General features: G+C 37.0%; 14 protein-coding genes. 11 read left to right on the forward strand and 3 right to left on the reverse strand.

Features of this window, described 5'->3' with window-relative positions; all coding sequences use genetic code 11:
- The first annotated feature begins 59 nt into the window (after nt 1-59).
- The 3 genes from R4Z10_RS09315 to R4Z10_RS09325 all read left to right on the forward strand — a co-directional run bounded on the left by R4Z10_RS09315 (nt 60) and on the right by R4Z10_RS09325 (nt 3,013).
- Nucleotides 60-569, forward strand: coding sequence for a GNAT family N-acetyltransferase (locus tag R4Z10_RS09315; RefSeq protein WP_338472896.1), 510 nt, complete (start codon nt 60-62; stop codon nt 567-569).
- Nucleotides 570-1,280: 711 nt separating this feature from the next.
- Nucleotides 1,281-1,613, forward strand: coding sequence for a 2Fe-2S iron-sulfur cluster-binding protein (locus R4Z10_RS09320; RefSeq protein WP_338472897.1), 333 nt, complete (start codon nt 1,281-1,283; stop codon nt 1,611-1,613).
- A 137-nt stretch (nt 1,614-1,750) separates the two neighbouring features.
- Entirely contained in the window at nt 1,751-3,013 is a 1,263-nt protein-coding gene (locus R4Z10_RS09325) for a glycoside hydrolase family 18 protein (RefSeq protein WP_338472898.1), read from the forward strand.
- 434 nt (nt 3,014-3,447) lie between these two features.
- Here the strand turns inward: R4Z10_RS09325 and R4Z10_RS09330 are convergent, their stop codons facing one another.
- Nucleotides 3,448-3,573 carry a hypothetical protein gene (locus R4Z10_RS09330; RefSeq protein WP_338472899.1) on the reverse strand — a complete coding sequence of 42 codons (126 nt, stop codon included), beginning with the start codon at nt 3,571-3,573 and terminating at the stop codon, nt 3,448-3,450.
- Between the two features lie 1,016 nt (nt 3,574-4,589).
- Here R4Z10_RS09330 and R4Z10_RS09335 point away from each other — a divergent pair.
- Entirely contained in the window at nt 4,590-6,458 is a 1,869-nt protein-coding gene (locus R4Z10_RS09335) for a GMC family oxidoreductase (RefSeq protein WP_338472900.1), read from the forward strand.
- A 933-nt stretch (nt 6,459-7,391) separates the two neighbouring features.
- Here R4Z10_RS09335 and R4Z10_RS09340 read toward each other — a convergent pair.
- On the reverse strand, nt 7,392-7,898 hold the full coding sequence (locus R4Z10_RS09340; protein ID WP_338472901.1) for a hypothetical protein: 507 nt from the start codon (nt 7,896-7,898) through the stop codon (nt 7,392-7,394).
- A gap of 448 nt (nt 7,899-8,346) precedes the next feature.
- On the opposite strand from R4Z10_RS09340, the gene R4Z10_RS09345 reads away from it, so the two are divergent.
- The 4 genes from R4Z10_RS09345 (at nt 8,347) to R4Z10_RS09360 (ending at nt 12,188) form a co-directional block, all read left to right on the forward strand.
- Nucleotides 8,347-9,195 carry an HNH endonuclease signature motif containing protein gene (locus R4Z10_RS09345; RefSeq protein ID WP_338472902.1) on the forward strand — a complete coding sequence of 283 codons (849 nt, stop codon included), beginning with the start codon at nt 8,347-8,349 and terminating at the stop codon, nt 9,193-9,195.
- Nucleotides 9,195-10,967 carry a DNA/RNA helicase domain-containing protein gene (locus R4Z10_RS09350; protein ID WP_338472903.1) on the forward strand — a complete coding sequence of 591 codons (1,773 nt, stop codon included), beginning with the start codon at nt 9,195-9,197 and terminating at the stop codon, nt 10,965-10,967. The genes R4Z10_RS09345 and R4Z10_RS09350 overlap by 1 nt, the downstream gene beginning before the upstream one ends.
- Complete coding sequence (locus tag R4Z10_RS09355) at nt 10,952-11,230, forward strand: hypothetical protein (RefSeq protein ID WP_338472904.1); 279 nt, start codon at nt 10,952-10,954, stop codon at nt 11,228-11,230. Before R4Z10_RS09350 ends, R4Z10_RS09355 begins: the two co-directional genes overlap by 16 nt.
- 271 nt (nt 11,231-11,501) lie before the next feature.
- Nucleotides 11,502-12,188 carry an Ltp family lipoprotein gene (locus R4Z10_RS09360; protein WP_338472905.1) on the forward strand — a complete coding sequence of 229 codons (687 nt, stop codon included), beginning with the start codon at nt 11,502-11,504 and terminating at the stop codon, nt 12,186-12,188.
- 350 nt (nt 12,189-12,538) lie between these two features.
- On the opposite strand, the gene R4Z10_RS09365 is transcribed toward R4Z10_RS09360, so the two are convergent.
- Nucleotides 12,539-12,937 carry a (deoxy)nucleoside triphosphate pyrophosphohydrolase gene (locus R4Z10_RS09365; protein ID WP_338472906.1) on the reverse strand — a complete coding sequence of 133 codons (399 nt, stop codon included), beginning with the start codon at nt 12,935-12,937 and terminating at the stop codon, nt 12,539-12,541.
- A gap of 506 nt (nt 12,938-13,443) precedes the next feature.
- On the opposite strand from R4Z10_RS09365, the gene R4Z10_RS09370 reads away from it, so the two are divergent.
- The 3 genes from R4Z10_RS09370 to opuFB all read left to right on the forward strand — a co-directional run bounded on the left by R4Z10_RS09370 (nt 13,444) and on the right by opuFB (nt 18,532).
- Nucleotides 13,444-15,723 carry an ATP-dependent DNA helicase gene (locus R4Z10_RS09370; RefSeq protein WP_338472907.1) on the forward strand — a complete coding sequence of 760 codons (2,280 nt, stop codon included), beginning with the start codon at nt 13,444-13,446 and terminating at the stop codon, nt 15,721-15,723.
- Between the two features lie 344 nt (nt 15,724-16,067).
- Nucleotides 16,068-17,024 carry an ABC transporter ATP-binding protein gene (locus tag R4Z10_RS09375; protein WP_338472908.1) on the forward strand — a complete coding sequence of 319 codons (957 nt, stop codon included), beginning with the start codon at nt 16,068-16,070 and terminating at the stop codon, nt 17,022-17,024.
- Nucleotides 17,021-18,532, forward strand: coding sequence for an osmoprotectant update ABC transporter permease/substrate-binding subunit OpuFB (gene opuFB / locus R4Z10_RS09380; protein WP_338472909.1), 1,512 nt, complete (start codon nt 17,021-17,023; stop codon nt 18,530-18,532). The genes R4Z10_RS09375 and opuFB overlap by 4 nt, the downstream gene beginning before the upstream one ends.
- Nucleotides 18,533-18,656: the final 124 nt, after the last annotated feature.

Below are 18,656 nucleotides of genomic sequence, written 5' to 3' on the forward strand. Positions count from 1 at the left end.
TAGACTATAACAATGAAGTTCCATGAAAAACAACAAGATAATAGGTCAAGGAGAATCATATGCTAACGATTTTACAAGAAGAACAATTTGAAGATCTTTATCAATTAATTGAAGAGTCTTTTCCTAGTGATGAATATAGGCCCTACCAAACACAACGTGCATTACTTTCTCATCCTAACTATCAAATTTATGTTTATAAAAAAGATCATGAGCTTGCTGCTTTTTTTGCCGCATGGAAAGGCCCACATTTTATCTTCCTAGAGCATTTTGCTGTTAAAGCGAGCTTTCGAAATGGTGGCTTAGGGTCGAAACTACTCCAAGTATTTCTTAAGCAGCAGAAAAAACCTATCGTGCTTGAAATCGAACCACCAGAGGGAGAGATTGAAAAAAGACGAGCTAGTTTTTATGAACGGAATGGTTTTATCCTTAGTCAGTGGGGGTATTTTCAGCCAGCACTCGCAAAAGAGCAAAGTCCGGTTTCACTTGTATTAATGTCTTACCCGGAGCCATTAAAAGAACAAGAATATCAATCCTTTAAAAATTGGGTATTTAAACATGTCTATTCATAATATGGATTTTTGTTGATGTTAAATTTGCGTTTTCCAAGCGTTACCTTATAAAAAACACGAATTAATGTGAGTACAGATTGCAATTTTTAATGGATTAATCCACCACTTCTACTATTAATGAACCAAGTTGTTATATCGAAACCATCATCTTAATTAGTAACAATGGACAAGTACGCTTTTTCATTAAAGGGCTTTCTTACACCGCAACCTTAGTTAAAAGAGGTCATGTTAATTTTTCAAGAAGATTGTTGAATACCAATTAGTCTAATTCCTCGGTAAAAATGTTGAGAAATTAGACTTTTATTAATTTCTCAAAATCTATTTTTGTTGACATTACTTCAATGGTAATCGCGTTGACAATAAGTGGTAAATTCATGACAAGAGGTGGAGGATCGACCATCCGAAAGCTCCGAGATTTGAATCCTTTCCATTAATTATCGATATACAACGTCGATTATTATATTTGCTTTGACGGCTTTCTTGCATAAGGAAGCACCCAAACTTTATGTAACGAGGAGGAATTTATCGGAAGAGTCTTTATCCCACCTTTTCGGGAAGAAGGTAAAAAACAGCCACCATATGCTTATTTATTCCATAACGTTCAGGTCTCTATTATTGATAAAGATATGTCTTTTTTTATCCGCTTCAGGTCATAACTATGTTAGAGGTTTTTTAGCAACTGTACAATACTTTTAGTTTGGGGGAGAAAAAATGCCTTATATAAACGTTTTAGGACATGGAACCTTTGAAGTGGAAGAAGGAAAAAAGCTGGTGCTGGCATTGGAGGATCAAGGCATACATATTCTTCATCGCTGTGGAGGACAGGCAAAATGTACAACCTGTAGAGTAGAAATACTCGCAGGTAACTACTGTGATCTTACCGTAATTGAAAAAGAGGCGTTTCAGACTAAGGGGATCGAGGGAGTCATTGAAGATAATTTACGTTTATCTTGTCAGATTCGTATTACGGAAGACCTAACTGTTCGCCCCATCCTAACAGCAGAAAGTTCCGGTCTTGATGCGGGGCCTAGACCGACTGAATAAATAGCTTGCCGAAATTGGAACAGCAATCGCTGTTCCTTTTTTGCGGGTTCTAAAATGATAAAATAATTTATAGACTATATAAGTTAGAAATAACGGAAAATACCATATTCTACAGCTTTTTGGATTGGGGGATAAGTATGTTTTTTCATGAGGTTCAACCAGGTGATTCGTTATTTACAATTAGTAATCGATATAGAATTTCCATAGATGAGCTTCGCCGTGTCAATGGTTTAGAAGAAACCAATCTTGTTCCGGGTCTTGCCTTGCTTATTCCATTATATACGTATATTGTTCAACCTGGGGATACTTTAATAGACATTTCCAGAAGATCTTACTTATCTTTAGAACAACTAACAAATGCTAATCCTACTGTTAATCCGGTTGCGCTCCAACCAGGAATAAGGCTCACAATTCCTAATATATCCAATTATCTTGCATCAGGGCTAAACTACTATGCTGTTCGAAGTCCAGATTTGGACCAGGCTTTAATAAGAAATTTCGCCCCTTACTCTACATCCATATCCATTTTTGAATATCACTTTCTGAGTAATGGAGATATAGCAAACACCTTAAATGATTTAACTGCTATTCAAACAACTTGGAACTATCGCGTTAGACCTCTTGTGACTATCACAAATTTAACACCTGCCGGTTTTAGTCCTGAACTAGTTCATCAAGTATTAAACAATCCTACAGCAAGAACGAACCTTGTTAATAATATTTCTTTTTTAGTGACTAACAGGGGGTATGGTGGAGTTAATATTGATTTTGAACGGGTTACGGCTGAAGATCGAGATCTTTTTACGGGTTTTCTAAGAGAATTAAGAGATCGTTTACAGCCATTAGGTCGTACATTAACGATTGCGGTTCCTGCAAAAACAAACGAAGATATACCATGGCTAAAAGGGTATGATTATGGTGGGATTGGTTCAGTAGTGGATTTTATGTTTATTATGGCTTATGACTGGCACCATGCAGGAAGTGCACCAGGCCCTGTAGCTCCCATTACTGAAGTTAGAAGGACGGTTGAATTTGCTTTAAGATATGTGCCTAGCAGAAAAATTATTTTAGGTGTACCTTTATACGGTTACGATTGGATCATTCCGTACCGTCCAGGAAGTATTGCGGCAGCGATTTCAAATCAAAATGCTGCGGAAACAGCCAGGATACACCAATCACCAATCCAATATTCAACTGAATTTGAGTCTCCCTTTTTTCGTTATAAAGACCAACAGGGGTTAACGCATGAAGTTTGGTTTGAAGATGTAAGAAGCATCGGAGCTAAAATGTTACTTATTCGTGAATATGAATTACAGGGCATAGGTGCATGGCAATTGACACTGGGATTTACGCAAGGACCATGGCTTTTAACAAAGTTTTTTACAATCAGGAAGGTATAGAAAATACAATACGAACAGCCTTGGAGGCATCTCAATTCAAGTCTGTGGAAGTAAAAGAATAGAATCATAGAACTATGGAGGAACAATAGTAGAGGATGTTGGTTTGGGTAAATTCTTGTAAGATCCATTATGTAAACTGTAAGTGAATAGTATGTGGCAGAAGTGGTTTGTGGCTGTAACTATTGAAAAAAATTACTTGAATAGTACGGTAGTGATGTATCGGTTGAAATTTCCTTTGATAATGCACACCAAGTGGGGTCTATGGATGGAATTGAACAAAGGAAGTATTAGAGATGTAGACTTCAGAAATCATTCTAAGTGAACACACATAAAGGTAAAACCACAAAGAACAAAATCCTTTGAAGCTTTACCTTTATGTGTGCTAATGAATTAAAAGGACGGGAGAAAGTTGTTTATTTTATTCAATGAATTTATCAATTCGGCTGTGCAAAAGTCGTGATTAATTTCCATCCGTATGACTTCAATTCTATTGCATAAGCTCTGTCTGATACTTTTGTTTGTTCCCCATATTCATTTTCTAATAGATAATAAGTTTTCATCTTGATTCCTCCTGGCTATTTATTCAAATTTCATTTTAGTCTCTACAAAAGGATTACCCTCTTTTTCTATGATTAAACAATTCAGGTTTTTATCCGCACAAAAAAGGATCTCCTACTCGAAGATCCTTTTAGTATATACAATGTTTCCCAAGTTCGATTGGATCCAAAACAGTGATGATGACCGTGACATCGAACGGGATATTATAATTTACATTTCACTATTTTAAATAGTAATTTCGATTTTCGAATAGGTTTTAACGAATGGCTTAATACTATTCTATTAGTTGGGGTAACTGAAGAAATTGTCTTTAGGGGTTTTTTATTAAGGAAACTTATGGGTTCTTTTAAATTTTGGGTAGCAAATACAATTACATCTTTACTCTTTGTATTTATAAAGGTCTATTTGAATTCCCTTATATTTTAAGCTCCTCAATAACAGCTTTTGCATTGGGTATTATATTTGGGTTTGTATATAAGAAAAGTAATTCTCTTTGGTCAGTAATTATCATTCATTCTTTGTATAATTTATTAGTGTCACTCTTTTACTAATGCGTGGGTTTAATTCAATTAGGTTGGTAAATATTACACAAAAAAAGCTCAGAAAAAAATCTGAGCTTTTTTATTTGTCATTCATATTGATAATTAACTGTTAAAACATATGTTAATTATTTTGTTGTTTGTATTGTTTTTAGCGTTTATCCTCCCGCCAACCGAACCTGTAAAAAAATATGCAGGTTTTTATTGGTACATGTGCATATGCATATTGCTGGTCAGGTACTGAAATAATCCCAATACATCCCCGATTTCCATGTGCTTTTCATTATAGACCCAAACGGTAAACATGGCTGCTCTAACAGAGCAGATCAAATTGTAGATTAAAGGATGAGATTTTAGTTCCTACCCAATTTTTACACTCATTTAAAAAATATAGGTTTCTGCCCCTACGCTTATGGTTAAAAAATCATACACTGTCCTTGAAGATTTGATATTTCTAAAACTATGAGAGAAGTGATTTTATGGGAGGAAAAAGTGGATCAAAAAGAAGAGTAGTATCTATGGGAAGAATGAAACCTAATTTTTTTAATCAAAAAGATGTTTGGGTACCCAAAATTGAAAAAGATCCCATTAATGATTCAACAATGGAATCTCAAGCTAAGGAAAATCACAAAAAACAAAATGTCTATGATTTTATAGTCATTGGCGCGGGAACTGCCGGAGGGGTTGTCGCAAAAGAACTATCAGATGATTTCGAGACTTCTGTACTCACACTTGAGCCAGGGACTAATATGAGAGAAGAGTTAAGCAGCGCCTCCAACGCAGGCTCAGGCGTGTTGGCAACTGATAACAGACACTCATTTAATGTCATGTCTACAATAGAACCAAATATTAATAGTCAGTTAAGGATTTCAAGTGGTCGAGCAATTGGCGGAAGCTCTGAACATAATGCCATGTATGCAGTTAGAGGAAGTCGTGAACTTTATGATCAATGGGGAGAACTTGTTGGACCTCAATGGAATTATGATCATGTTAGTTCTTTATTCAAAAAGAACGAGACGTATACAGGTAAATCACAAGAGCCAGATCAACGGGGAACAAAAGGGCCCATTCACGTTAGACAACAAATTATTCCTGAACGCAAGAATGGACTAACGAAAATATTGGCGCTGGCAACGTCAGAAGTATTGAATATTCCAATTGTTGAAGATTATAATACTGGTATAAAAGATTGCACATTTTTTAAATCACAGGCTATGAACAAAAGGGTGAACGGAAAATTTATTCGTTCATCAACAGCAACTGGATATTTAGGAAATGATGTGGTTACGCCAGGAAATGAGTTCCAACCCGATGAATTTGGGGTTCGTGGAAGACAGCTAACCATTTTCGCAAAAACAACCGTAAATAAAATTCTCTTTAAACAAAATAGAGGAGTTCATGTGGCAGTCGGTGTTGAGTATGTCAAGAATGGAATAACTGAAAGGGCCTATGCAAACAAAGGAATTATCCTTTCTGCTGGAAATTTTTCTTCGGTCATCCTTCAACGTTCTGGGATTGGAAGATCTACTGATCTAGCTAAAATTGGTGTACCAACACTGATAGAGAGCCCAAATGTGGGACATAATTTCCAAGCTCAATTCACTGGTGGAGTGGGAGTTGAAGTGGAAACGAGTCGTCTTTTAGAATTAATGCAGGCTGACCCTGACCTACCATTTCCATTAGGTGCCCATAAAGGAGAAGGTAAAACGGGAGGCCGACGCCTTCAAATTTATAGCAGTGTAACTCCTTCTTTTCTGCCTCCATCAGTTGTTTTTACGAACAACTGGGCATTTAATAGAAATAAAAGAACAAATATCATGAGTATTGGCCCTTTTGATAATAACCCGAGAAGTAGAGGAACGATTCTGGCTGCTCACAGTGATCCTGAAGCTTATCCATCCGTTAACCTCAATCCGTTGCAAGATCAGAATGACTTAGAATTTATGATCGACCAGTATATTAATATTTACAATATTATGAAGAAGGCGCAACAACTAGACCCTCAGGGCATTTATAAAGTAGTATATCCTTCGGAAGATGTCTTTGAAATAAAAAATGAAGCGAGAAAAAGAGCAGAGCTTGCTAAATATGTTAGAGCAACGTATCGAAATATTTTTCATTTTGGCGGACAATGTAGGATGGCTAGAAGTATTCAAGAGGGAGTTGTTGATGGGTATCTAAATGTTTTTGGTACTAAAAACCTAAAAGTTGCAGACCTTTCTATTTCTCCTATTTTACCAGATGGAAATACTTCCCTCCCATCGCAAATGATTGGTTTAAATTGTGCGCGGTTTATTAAAAAGGAAGCATTTAATTATAGTAAGTCTGAGTTTGAAGATATATACTGATCGCATATAAGATATCATCATGAACATTTCTTGAGATACAAACAAAACATTTAAAAGATATTCACATGACTTACTGTTTATTAAGGGGCTTTTCTCTACTAATTGTTCCGTCCTTACAAATTTATCTAGACCTATTTATAATATGACCTCTACTAACTTTTGATGGTTCAGCTACTTATCACTAAGTAAGTCATAAATAGCACTTCATGTATCCATCATACCTCCAGGGTAAAAGTAAAATCTTTCCTTCCACCTTCGCGGTTCGGGACTGAAACCCTAAAGTTTATACCCATGCATGGCGTTCCTTAGAAAAGCCTAAATCATAGTGATTTAGGCTTTTATTTTATAGATTATTCATCATGTATCGCCATGACAGCGAATCTACCTACATTACTATTCGGCAATCCTCATTATTTTTATCAATACTCGTCACCGACATCATCAAAAAAAATCTCCGAAGTCCTTATCTTCCTCTCTTACTTTCATCTTGTCAGGCTTAACGGGCAGTAAGCCCCCCACTGATGGAAGTTTCACTTTATTTGATTACGTTAATAGAACTCCCATAGGCGACAATCGAGAATTCTTCGTTATAAAATTTTCGACCATCATCATTCGAAGGTTGCGGTGCCATTGTAAAGCTTGTTGGGTATTCAACAGAAAATCCATAACGAGCATTCTGATAAGTCGTGGATTCAACAACTTCCTCTTATTCTGTCACTTCTTCTTCGAGCGCTGCCTCGCTGTCCTTTTTCTCTGGATTCGTTTCCGTTTTTAATGTCATTTGATTAGCATAATCCTTATACTCATTTTGGATATCATCCGTGTATTGGAGGCCGCTATAATACAGAATGCCATCTTCTATACGAAGGAGATCCGTTATCTGAATATCTTTATTGAATTCGGCGACGACCTCTCTTTTATGAGTTTCAACATTTATTCTATGATTGTCCCATGTGGAAAGCCTATGATGACTAGCACATGATCATCATCTTCCCAAATGACATCCTTCGGTTTATTTTCATAGTCCGTAGAGACCAAGACATGTTGGCTTCCATCTTGAAGGTCCACGATAAAAAGATCACTTAACTCCTCCCAACCAAAAGGGGATAGGTAGGCAGCCTTTTTGCCATTTGGTGACTTCACCGGTTCAGAAGGATCTCGGTCTGATAAAACAATCGGCTTCTCGCCAGGTTTTATTAAATTTACTGTATTTAATTTCGAGTTTAGTTGAATATCAAAGAGATCCTTCGGGCTTGCCGTTACTTCTTGGTCCTCTTGTGAATTCGTTCCTTCGGTTTTATTCTGAGTAGAGGGCTCTTGTTGTACAGGATTTTCCGTTTCTTTTTCAGCTGAGGTCTTAGAAGCCGTTTCTTGGGTGTTAGAGCAGGCGCTTACTATCAAGGTAATGGTTAATAGTATAAATAGTACATATTTTTTCAAAAGATTCCCCTCCGTAACAAATAACTAGTAATTTTATCATAAATATATCATATCTGGTGGAGAAATATGGAAAATGGTACCTTTTATTTCTATATGAATTCTAGACTTTCAATGACTTTCGAAAATATATCACCGTCTTAATCAACAAACCTGTTACAATAGTACTATAATACTTTCTGAGTCATTGAATTGTTTAAAAAGATGTATTTTTAATGAATTAGCTAAACAGATTTTAAGAAATTACCTAAACTTAAGAGACGAAAAAAGTAGTCAGTTAAATAATACTAATAAAATTCAGACCAAGAAATGCTAAGAAAACTGAAAATCTAGCTATACCTTCCTAAATTGTATCCCCTAATTATAATAAGTTCATTGATTTTTCTTTTGTTAGTCATTTTCAGAAACCTAAAAAATAATAATCGAAATACAAAAAGTTGGAGTGAAACCATTGTTAACGATTCAAATAAAACTAGGAAAAATTTTAAATAATGAAGACATTACAAAGGTATTTGGATGTGCGCCCCAAGGAGGGATGCGCCGTTCCCATAAAACCAATACACTTGTACTAGTGTCTGATCATACTAAGGCATTATATGAAGATCGTTGGGAAGGCCCGATCCTTCACTATACGGGGATGGGAAGGGAAGGAGACCAAACGTTAACCTCCCAAAATTTAACATTAGCCCAATCAAATTCAAATGGTGTTGAGGTTCATTTATTTGAAGTATTTGAACCTCAAAAATATGTGTACATGGGCATTGTTGAATTAGCGGGAAAGCCATATCAAGAAAAGCAAGTAGACACCTTAGGTCAACATCGTCAAGTTTGGGTATTCCCTCTACAACTAAAGGGGGAGAAGCAGAATGTAGCGATTCCTGAAAAGTGGATAAAAACCAAACAAGAGCTTCGCAAGAAAAAGGCTAAAAAGCTTAATGACGCAGAATTAGCCGCTCGAGCAAAAACAATTATCCATCATCGTGTAAAAAGGAAAATTACTTCTATCACTTATGAACGGGATCCATATGTATCCGAGTTTGCGAAGCGGTGGGCCAATGGGGTTTGTCAACTGTGTGAAAAACCGGCGCCTTTTCTTAACAAAAAAGGAGAACCACATCTTCATACCCACCATATCCAATGGTTATCTCGTGGAGGAGAAGATTCCATTGCCAACACAATCGCACTTTGTCCGAATTGCCACGATAAAATGCATGTTGTTGATGATCCAACTGATGTTGAAGAATTAAAGAAAAAGGTGCAACAACAGATCAATGAAATGAAAGAAGGTGAACAATTTTAATGGAAACAAAATATAAGATTGGAAACCTTTTGCAATTAACGGAAGGGCAATTTATTCGCGACCTCTATTGGCATACAGAGCGTAAACAATATACTAGATTTGAAGAGTGCCCAGAAGAAGATCAAAAAAAGATTCTATCATGGGTGGATAGTTTACGATTTTTGAAAAAATATTTCACTGAAGCCAATTTGGCTCTTATTCATGATGTCGACATTTATTTCGAATATCAAATTTTTGATTCAACCTGGATAGATGCTGTGATTCTCACAAAAAACAAATACATGATTTTAGAATTCAAAAGTGGTCAGGATCCTCGCGAGGAAACACTAAAGAGACATCGAATTCAAGTCAACGGATATTATAACAAAGTCACTTTGTGTAATAAAAATATTTGGGAAGAAGCGCAAAGAAGTCCTGAGTTCAAGGTTCAAAAATATCTCATTTATACTAATCCAGTCATGGCTGGAAGAAATGAAAAACTAGATTATATAAAAGTGGCCGATGAGTTTAGGGATGTCGTTAAGGAAATAAATGGTCCAGCAAGAGAAGATCAAGTAAAAAAATGGCTTAAATTTAATGAGAAACTAGATCTGACAACAGTCGGGGTTATGAAGGATATTTTAAAGAGGGAACTTCTACAGCAAATGTACGTGGATACAGAAAATGTTGCCACTTGCTCGCAAATCATTGATGAGTTAGCGGAAGATACAAAAAGGAATAATCTTAACTTAATATTTATTAAAGGTGCTCCAGGTACAGGGAAAACGGGAACAGGTTTTGCGCTTCTTGAAAAATATTTAGATCAGGGAGCCAAATATGTAACAGGCAATGGAAACTTAGCGGGAATTTTTAAACAGATGATTCGAAAAGAAAGAATTGGTGGCGCTGAGGCAGCTGCGGTCGGTTCTCTACATAATATCTATGATCTTAAGTATTTCTGTAGAAGGTATCGAGATGGTGATCAAAGGGTCCAAGAACCCAGCATTCACAATGATCTATTAATCATCGACGAAGCCCAAAGAATGTGGAATCCATTGCAAATGGCTATTGATAAAAGGGCCAATCATCCGAGAGAATATATCGATTATATCATTGAACGGGATGTCTCTGAGGTTTACATCATTTTACATAGTTTAGTTGTTTCCATGATACAAAAAAAGAAGAGTAAAACGATTGTATTTCTCATGGGATCAGGTCAAGAAATTTATTTAGGGGAAGAAGATGGCGAGGAAACTATTATTAAAGCGATTATCCAGCTTTGTGATGTCATTCATAGAGGAAGTCGAGATATCCAGGTGAATGTGTTTGTTCCAGATCAAGAAATGGCTATTCAACTAGGCGGGGATACCGTAAATCTTAAAATTAATCATTCCTTAAAACTAAAGGAAAATAAAAGAAACCATTACAGTCCAGAAGCATTGCCGTTTGTAGAAGCCTTATTGGATGGAAATAAAACACGGGCTAAAAGTCTTGCTAGAAATTTGAAAGATGCTTATTATCTCTTCAATGATTTTAATTCATCAAAGTCATCCCTTGATTCGGTTGAGGACCTTTTTTCTAAAGGATTCATAATGTGTAGCTTTGATGCCAGATATAGCAACGGCATTAGTAGTTATCAAATAAATGGTGAGGTTATCCGGGAAATTTCTAATCAAAATCTTTATGATTTTTATATTAAACAAAATAGCAATCAATTAAAGTCGTTTGCGGGTCAATTTAACTGTCAAGGGTTGGAACTGGATTATCCCATCCTTATTTGGGGAATCTATTAAAAATCCGCAATGGAAAATGGGTCATTGACGAACACAAGGAGATCTATCAAATTAGAAACTACTGCAAAAAAGTAAATGAAGTGCTTGATCGAAATCCGTTAATACGTCAGAAAGTACCGTACCTTACAGAAAAAGAGATCCGAAAAGTCTTTATCATAAACTGTTTCCGCGTACTCCTTACCCGCAGCAGAATTGCGACATTACTATATGTTGAAGATCGAGAAACATATGAGTATTTTAAGGAAATCTTGGAGTTGGAATGAAAATCTGGAGTGACGTTTCATATGTGTGTCCACTTGTATTTAACTCCTTGAAAACAGCAAGGTTAATTTTAAATATTCACTAATATGTAACCGTTTTCTTCAAAAAAACTGTTATAATAAGGCTATATAACTATGATAATAGACTTAGAGATTATGTGATATTACCTTAACAGATAGTAAGTTTATAAGTGGGCTTAAGTTTTAAGCAAAGGTTGGCACTTTTACTCGCCTTTTTTTTATAAAAAAACAGCAAAGAAAAGAGGAAATGATCATGAAAAAGTCACTGATTACTGCTTCTATTATTATTTCAGCTGCTTTAGTTCTCTCTGCCTGCGGAGGAACGACCGAAACACCAGTAGATTCTTCTGCAGAGGAAACAATCGCTCCTGTAGAAACAGAACAGACAATAGAGGAGGCCACCGAGCCTACAGAAACGGAACAAGCAACAGAGGAGGCCACCGAGCTTACAGAAACGGAACAAGTAACAGAGGAGGCCACCGAGCCTGCAGAAACGGAACAAACACCAGAGGAGACAGCCGCCCCTGCAAAAACAGAGCAAGTACCAGAGCCAGCTAAAGAAGAGGCTGCTCCCGTGAAACCTATAGAGGAGCCTGTAAAAGAATCTAAACCTACTGAAGAAGTGGTAAAACCAGAAAAAAGCCCAGAGCTTTCAATGGGGCAAAGCAATGCTATTCGACAAGCTAAAAATTATTTGGATTTTACAGCATTTTCACGTACAGGTTTAATTGAGCAGCTAGAATTTGAAGGGTACTCTAAAGAAGATGCCACCTTTGCAGTTGATAATATCGAAGTAGATTGGATGGAGCAAGCGGCTAAATCGGCTCAGAACTATTTAGACTTCACAAGTTTCTCAAAGCAAGGCCTAATTGACCAACTTATATTCGAAGGTTTCACTAGTGAACAAGCGGCTCATGGTGCTGCAGCAGTAGGTTATTAATAGTTTGAGAACTTTATAAACAACAACTTAATCAGCAATTACGCTTCTTTTATCAGCGATAGTCATAGCTTTTATCTGTTACCACTGAGTTTACAAATAGGGGAATATTTTAAAAAGGTGAAAGTAAAAAAGCCTAAATCATCCTTTTTAAGTGAAGATTTAGGCCTTTGCTATTCACCATATCGTCCGGTTATGGAATAAAGTAATATATTCTCTCAACCATTAGTTAAAATAAGGAGAAAATCAATATTATCGTTAAACGCAATTTCAATCCCAGTAAAAAACTATGTAATGATGATACATTTTCAAAGGCCGTAATCAGTAAGGATCTGACCCTGATCCTGTACCAACTATTTTTCATTCATCAATTGTTCAACAGCAGGTACATCCGCTGGTGCCCATTTTAAGGATTCTAAGTTTTCCCGTTTGAGCCAAATGAACGTTGAATGTTCGTTCGCAATGGGGGAGCCCTTTATAATCTTGCATTTTATTGAAACAAGTTGGATTGTAAAGTTGTCATATTCGTGAATATTTTCATTAAAAACTTGATTATTTGTTTCCGCTTTACACCCTAACTCTTCGTATATTTCCCGTTTTAGTGCTGAAAAAATATCTTCACCTTCTTCCACCTTACCACCAGGAAATTCCCATCTATTTGGAATAGACATGAGAGGCGATCTAAGCGCACATAAGATTTCATCTTGTTCATTTTCGATGATAGCTGCCACAACTTTTATGAGTTTCTTCATTATTATCCTCCATAATAACTCTAATCATCTTAATCCTATTAATTTTGAATGAAATTATTTTTACTATATTTTCTCTCTTACCATTGAAATGAGTTAATTACTGCTTGTTATATTATATACTTCCAATCTTTCTCGTTCACAATTATGAATAAAAATAATGAAGCCTTTAGTTTTTGAAAGTAGAGTAGAATTTCCAAACAGTACAATGTTAGCCTATGTAACCTTTAAAAATGTGAATTTACCAAGCTGAACTTGGAAAAGTATTATTGACCGATATTACTTATCTCTATTATAGTAATGGCCATAGGACTTATTAATCCGGTGTGAAAAGATGTACGCCTAAAGAAATCAATCCTTACCCACCATTTATGCACATCCTTACCCACCATTAGTTTTTAACAACTTTGAAACTTCTAGTTCCCCAATGGCCTGTACATGTTTGGGACAGAGATAGACAGCTTTATTAGAGATTGTTCAATTTTTATAAAGAAATAGGGGGTGATTAGATGTCAAATGAAATACGTCTTTCAGTACGGACACTTGTTGAGTATGTATTCCAAAGCGGAAGCATCGATTCACGGTTTCGCTCCACATCAACGTTACTGGATGGAACAAGAATTCACCAAAAAATTCAAAAAACGTACCAAGAAACCGACCAGAAAGAGGTTTACCTTCGAACTGAAATTCCGCATCATCATCTTTCCTTCGTAATAGATGGTCGCTGTGATGGGCTTTTGTTTCACGATGATGAAGTAATCGTGGATGAAATTAAATCCTTTTCTAATACTCTTGACAAGGAAGGCGACGGGTATCCCGTTCACTGGGCACAAGCCAAAATGTATGCCTATATCTATTCGAAAGACCATGACTTTATGGATATGACAGTTCAGCTTACCTATGTTCATGTGGAATCAGATGAAAAACTCTATTATCGAAAGAAATTCACTTTTTCAGAGTTAGAGGGGTTTGCTTTAGAAATGATCGAAGGTTACGCGCCATTTGCCATCCAGAAGCATGAACACCGCATCGAGCGAAATGAAGGGATTAAAGCACTCTCTTTTCCATTTGAAACCTACCGTGCGGGGCAGCGGAAATTAGCAGGAGCCGTATATAAGTCCATTCTAGACGGAAAAAGTCTATTTGCTCAAGCTCCAACTGGAATTGGTAAGACCATTTCAACTCTCTTTCCAGCTGTAAAGGCAATAGGAGAAGGTCACTTGGATCATATATTTTACCTCACAGCAAAAACAATCACCCGAACAACGGCTGAGGAAGCATTCACCAAGATGCGTTCGAGTGGTCTTTGTTTTACTTCCCTTACGATAACGGCAAAGGATAAGGTTTGTTTTAAAGATGAGACCATTTGCCAAAAAGAGGTTTGTGAATATGCAAATGGTTATTATGATCGAATAAATGAAGCCATTCTTGATATTTTAAAAAATGAACAGGGGATCACACGAGAAGTGTTGGAAAAGTATGCCCGTAAGCATCAAATCTGTCCGTTTGAATTTTCGATCGATCTTGCCTATGAGGTAGACGCCGTCATTTGTGATTACAATTATATATTTGATCCGCGTGTCTCCCTGAAGCGGTTGATAGAGGAACAAAAGAAGTCAACCGTTTTATTGGTTGATGAGGCACATAATTTGGTTGATCGAGGTCGGGAGATGTTCTCTGCTACCTTACATAAAAAGACATTTCTTCAATTAAAGAAGGAATATAAAGGTACAAGTCAAGCTATTTATCATTCTGCTAAACAGATAAATGCTTGGTTTATCGCATTAAAAAAGGTGAAAGAACACAATGAGTTTGTGTTGGATGAACTTGAGGATCAATTGAAGCAGCTTCTCCTTCCTTTTATGGAGGTTGCTGAACAAGCTTTAAAGACCGATCCATCCTCAAATCTATTAGATGCCTACTATGAAGTGAAGAATTTTTTGAAAGTCGTTGAACTTCTTGATGATTCTTACGTTATTTACGGGGAGAAAGAGAAAAGTGATTTGCACATTAAATTATTTTGTATGAATCCGGCCAGACCCCTTCATCAAATGGGGAAAGGGTTTCGCTCCAAGGTTTTTTTCTCAGCAACGCTTTCGCCGCTCCCGTATTATCAAGATATTTTAGGGGGGCAAAAAGAAGATTACAAACTTACTCTTCCATCCCCTTTTTCTGCTGAACAGGTAGATGTAGTCATCAAACCATTGTCAACTCGTTATCGGGATCGAGATCACACAAAGACTGAGATTGTTTCAATCGTACAAACCTTACTTAAAAATCGTCCAGGCAATCATTTAATCTTTTTCCCGTCTTATCAGTATTTGCTTAGCGTATATGATCAGTTCCAACAAGAAAATAATGAGATTCATACACTGATTCAACGTACAGGAATGACCGAGGAAGAAAGAGAGGCTTTTTTAGCTGCCTTTAAGCCGAATTCAAATGAAACTTTACTAGGATTTGCGGTCTTAGGTGGAATTTTCTCTGAGGGAATCGATTTAATGGGGGATCGTTTAAATGGTGTCGTAATTGTTGGTGTAGGATTGCCACAGCTAAGTTTTGAACGAAATCTGATCAGGGATTATTTTAACAAACAAGGAAAAAACGGCTACCACTATGCTTATGTGAATCCAGGTATGAACAAGGTTCTCCAAGCGGGAGGAAGGCTAATCCGCTCGGAAAAGGACCATGGATCCATAGTCCTCATTGATGATCGCTTTTTGCAACAGCCGTATCAACAACTCCTTCCAGAATTATGGAAACAACCGGACAGTTTGCGACCGTTATAAAAACTTGACCATCATCATACTTCTTTTACGCTGTATACTAAATACAACATCCTTGCCAGTTGGGTCAGTGAACCTGTCCCTCTGGCTCACCTCTGACCCAGTCTATAAATTTACGATTTAAAATAATTGAATCAAATGCAATTTCAAGTTAATCTAAAATAAGCCTCCAGGATGATCTGGGAGGCTTATTTTCTAGTGTTCGCATTCATTGTTAAAATTTTCGGCTTTTAAAAGGTCTTCGTTATGCTGATCTGAATGGAAAGGTTTACAATGGGGGTTGTGAATTCAAACGTACATATTGTAGATGACGAACAGCTTGTTCAAGGAACGTAAGGGGGATGCAGATGATTAAATTTGAGAATGTATCAAAAAGGTATGAAGATGGCACGGTTGCGGTTCAATCTTTAGATCTGGAGATCAAACAAGGGGAATTTTTTGTTTTTATTGGGCCCAGTGGTTGTGGAAAAACGACGACACTGAAGATGATCAATCGGTTGACACCTCTATCAGATGGAACTATTTACATTAAGAACAAAAAAAATAGTGAGTATGACATCCAGAAGCTACGGTGGGATATTGGCTATGTTCTTCAACAGATAGCCCTTTTTCCCCATATGACGATCGAAGAAAATGTATCGATTGTGCCTGAGATGAAAAAATGGCCAAAAGAAAAAATAAAGATAAAAGTCACGGAATTGATGAATATGGTAGGCTTGGATCCTGGAACCTATGCCAACCGAAAACCACATGAACTATCTGGCGGTCAGCAGCAACGAGTAGGGGTAATTCGGGCACTAGCCGCGGATCCTAAAATCATCTTAATGGACGAGCCTTTTAGTGCTTTAGATCCGATCAGCCGTGAAAAACTTCAAGATGACCTGTTGGAACTCAAGAAAACACTCAAAAAGACAACCGTTTTTGTAACCCATGATATGGAGGAAGCGATAAAACTTGCTGACCGAATTTGTATCATGAAAGAAGGGGAAGTTGTCCAAATCGGGACTCCTCATGAACTTGTTACCAACCCTGCTAACGATTTTGTTAGAGGATTCATTGGAAATAAAAGGATAGCTGATTTCAATTTGGAGGATTTATTTTTACCGGTGAACGAAAAAGAAATCGAACAAACATCTTCTGTTCAGGTACCTTTGTCAACTCCACTGGAACAGATATTAGGGATCCTATCAGAACATGAACAAGTCGCTGTCGAAAATGAAGGGAAAACAATTGGCTTTATTAATCGTAGATCTGCTATCCACTATTTATCTAGCAATCTACCGAAAAAGGAGGTTAGCAAATGAGGGAGTTTGGAGAAGTATTTCAAGATAGAAAAGGGGAGATCGTGAATGCCTTAGTGGAACATATCCAGATCTCTTTCATTGCTCTTTTCATTGCCGTTTTGATTGCGATTCCACTTGGCATTTATATAACGAGACATAAAAAAGCAGCAGAAGGGATCATAGGAATCACATCTGTCATTCAAACCATTCCTTCTTTAGCTCTATTAGGGATTCTTATTCCTTTATTCGGGATTGGTAGAGTGCCTGCCATCATTGCTTTAGTTGCCTATGCATTATTACCTATTTTAAGAAATACATATACAGGAATAAAGGAAGTTGATCCTTCATTAATCGAAGCGGCCCAGGCGATAGGGATGAACTCAAGGAAAAGATTAATCAAAGTGGAGATGCCGCTTGCCATGCCTGTCATCATGGCGGGTATTCGGACAGCCATGGTATTAATCGTAAGTACCGCCACCCTAGCCGCCTTAATCGGTGCTGGAGGACTCGGAGATATCATCCTATTGGGGATTGATCGAAATAATTCGAATTTGATTCTACTTGGAGCCATACCAGCTGCATTACTAGCGATCTTATTTGATTATTTACTTAAAAAATTTGAACGACTTTCCTATAAAAAATCATTAATTTCAATTGGGATCGTTGGGATTTTGGCTCTCACGATCATGGTGGCTCCGCTAATTAGCAATCAAGACGATAAAATTGTGATCGCTGGTAAACTCGGGTCAGAACCAGAAATTTTAATCAATATATATAAAATACTTATTGAGGAAGAGACAGATTTACAGGTAGAATTGAAACCTGGCTTGGGAAAAACGTCATTTGTTTTCAATGCCCTCCAATCGGGAAGCATTGATCTCTATCCAGAATTTACGGGTACAGCGATTTCTGAGTTTTTAAAAGAAACCGCAAAGAGCACCGACCGTGAGGAAGTGTATAAGCAAGCAAAAGTAGGATTGATGGAACGATTTAATATGGTCTTACTGGATCCGATGCAATTTAACAATACTTATGCATTGGCCGTATCAAAAGAGCTTGCCGAACAATACGAGTTAGAAACCATTTCAGATGTAAAAGCGATTGAAAATGAAGTGAAAGCTGGGTTTACATTAGAGTTTTCCGATCGAGAAGATGGATATCTGGGCATTCAATCTCTGTACGGGATTCAGGTTCCTAATCTCGTTACAATGGAACCGAAACTACGTTATGTTGCCGTAGAATCCGGCGAAATCAATTTAGTTGACGCCTATTCGACCGACAGCGAGCTGCGCCACTATGAGCTCAAAGTGTTAGAAGATGATCAAAACTTGTTCCCGCCTTATCAAGGTGCACCTTTATTAAGAGAAGAAACAGCCAAAAAATATCCTGAAATGGTAGAAGCTTTAAATCAACTGGCTGGAAAAATAACGGACGATGAAATGAGAGAAATGAATTACAAAGTGAATGTAGAAGGTGAAAAACCTTATGATGTTGCAAAAGATTATTTGGAAAAAGAGGGGCTTAAATAAGCGTATAGGGTCAGAGGGACAGATCCCTTGACCCAGATTTTATTAATTCAATTAAAGCTGTAAACTATGAAAAAAGCCGTATATCCCCTTTGAGAAGGGATACACGGCTTTTTTGGCATATTCA

The sequence above is a fragment of the Niallia sp. XMNu-256 genome, assembly GCF_036670015.1.
Taxonomy (GTDB): domain Bacteria; phylum Bacillota; class Bacilli; order Bacillales; family Cytobacillaceae; genus Bacillus_BD.

Excerpts from the sequence above, each read along its gene's own strand:
- R4Z10_RS09315 (WP_338472896.1), top strand. The coding sequence starts at position 60 with ATGCTAACGATTTTACAAGAAGAACAATTTGAAGATCTTTATCAATTA.
- R4Z10_RS09320 (WP_338472897.1), top strand. The coding sequence starts at position 1,281 with ATGCCTTATATAAACGTTTTAGGACATGGAACCTTTGAAGTGGAAGAA.
- R4Z10_RS09325 (WP_338472898.1), top strand. The coding sequence starts at position 1,751 with ATGTTTTTTCATGAGGTTCAACCAGGTGATTCGTTATTTACAATTAGT.
- R4Z10_RS09330 (WP_338472899.1), bottom strand. The coding sequence starts at position 3,573 with ATGAAAACTTATTATCTATTAGAAAATGAATATGGGGAACAAACAAAA.
- R4Z10_RS09335 (WP_338472900.1), top strand. The coding sequence starts at position 4,590 with ATGGGAGGAAAAAGTGGATCAAAAAGAAGAGTAGTATCTATGGGAAGA.
- R4Z10_RS09350 (WP_338472903.1), top strand. The coding sequence starts at position 9,195 with ATGGAAACAAAATATAAGATTGGAAACCTTTTGCAATTAACGGAAGGG.
- R4Z10_RS09360 (WP_338472905.1), top strand. The coding sequence starts at position 11,502 with ATGAAAAAGTCACTGATTACTGCTTCTATTATTATTTCAGCTGCTTTA.
- R4Z10_RS09365 (WP_338472906.1), bottom strand. The coding sequence starts at position 12,937 with ATGAAGAAACTCATAAAAGTTGTGGCAGCTATCATCGAAAATGAACAA.
- R4Z10_RS09370 (WP_338472907.1), top strand. The coding sequence starts at position 13,444 with ATGTCAAATGAAATACGTCTTTCAGTACGGACACTTGTTGAGTATGTA.
- R4Z10_RS09375 (WP_338472908.1), top strand. The coding sequence starts at position 16,068 with ATGATTAAATTTGAGAATGTATCAAAAAGGTATGAAGATGGCACGGTT.
- opuFB (WP_338472909.1), top strand. The coding sequence starts at position 17,021 with ATGAGGGAGTTTGGAGAAGTATTTCAAGATAGAAAAGGGGAGATCGTG.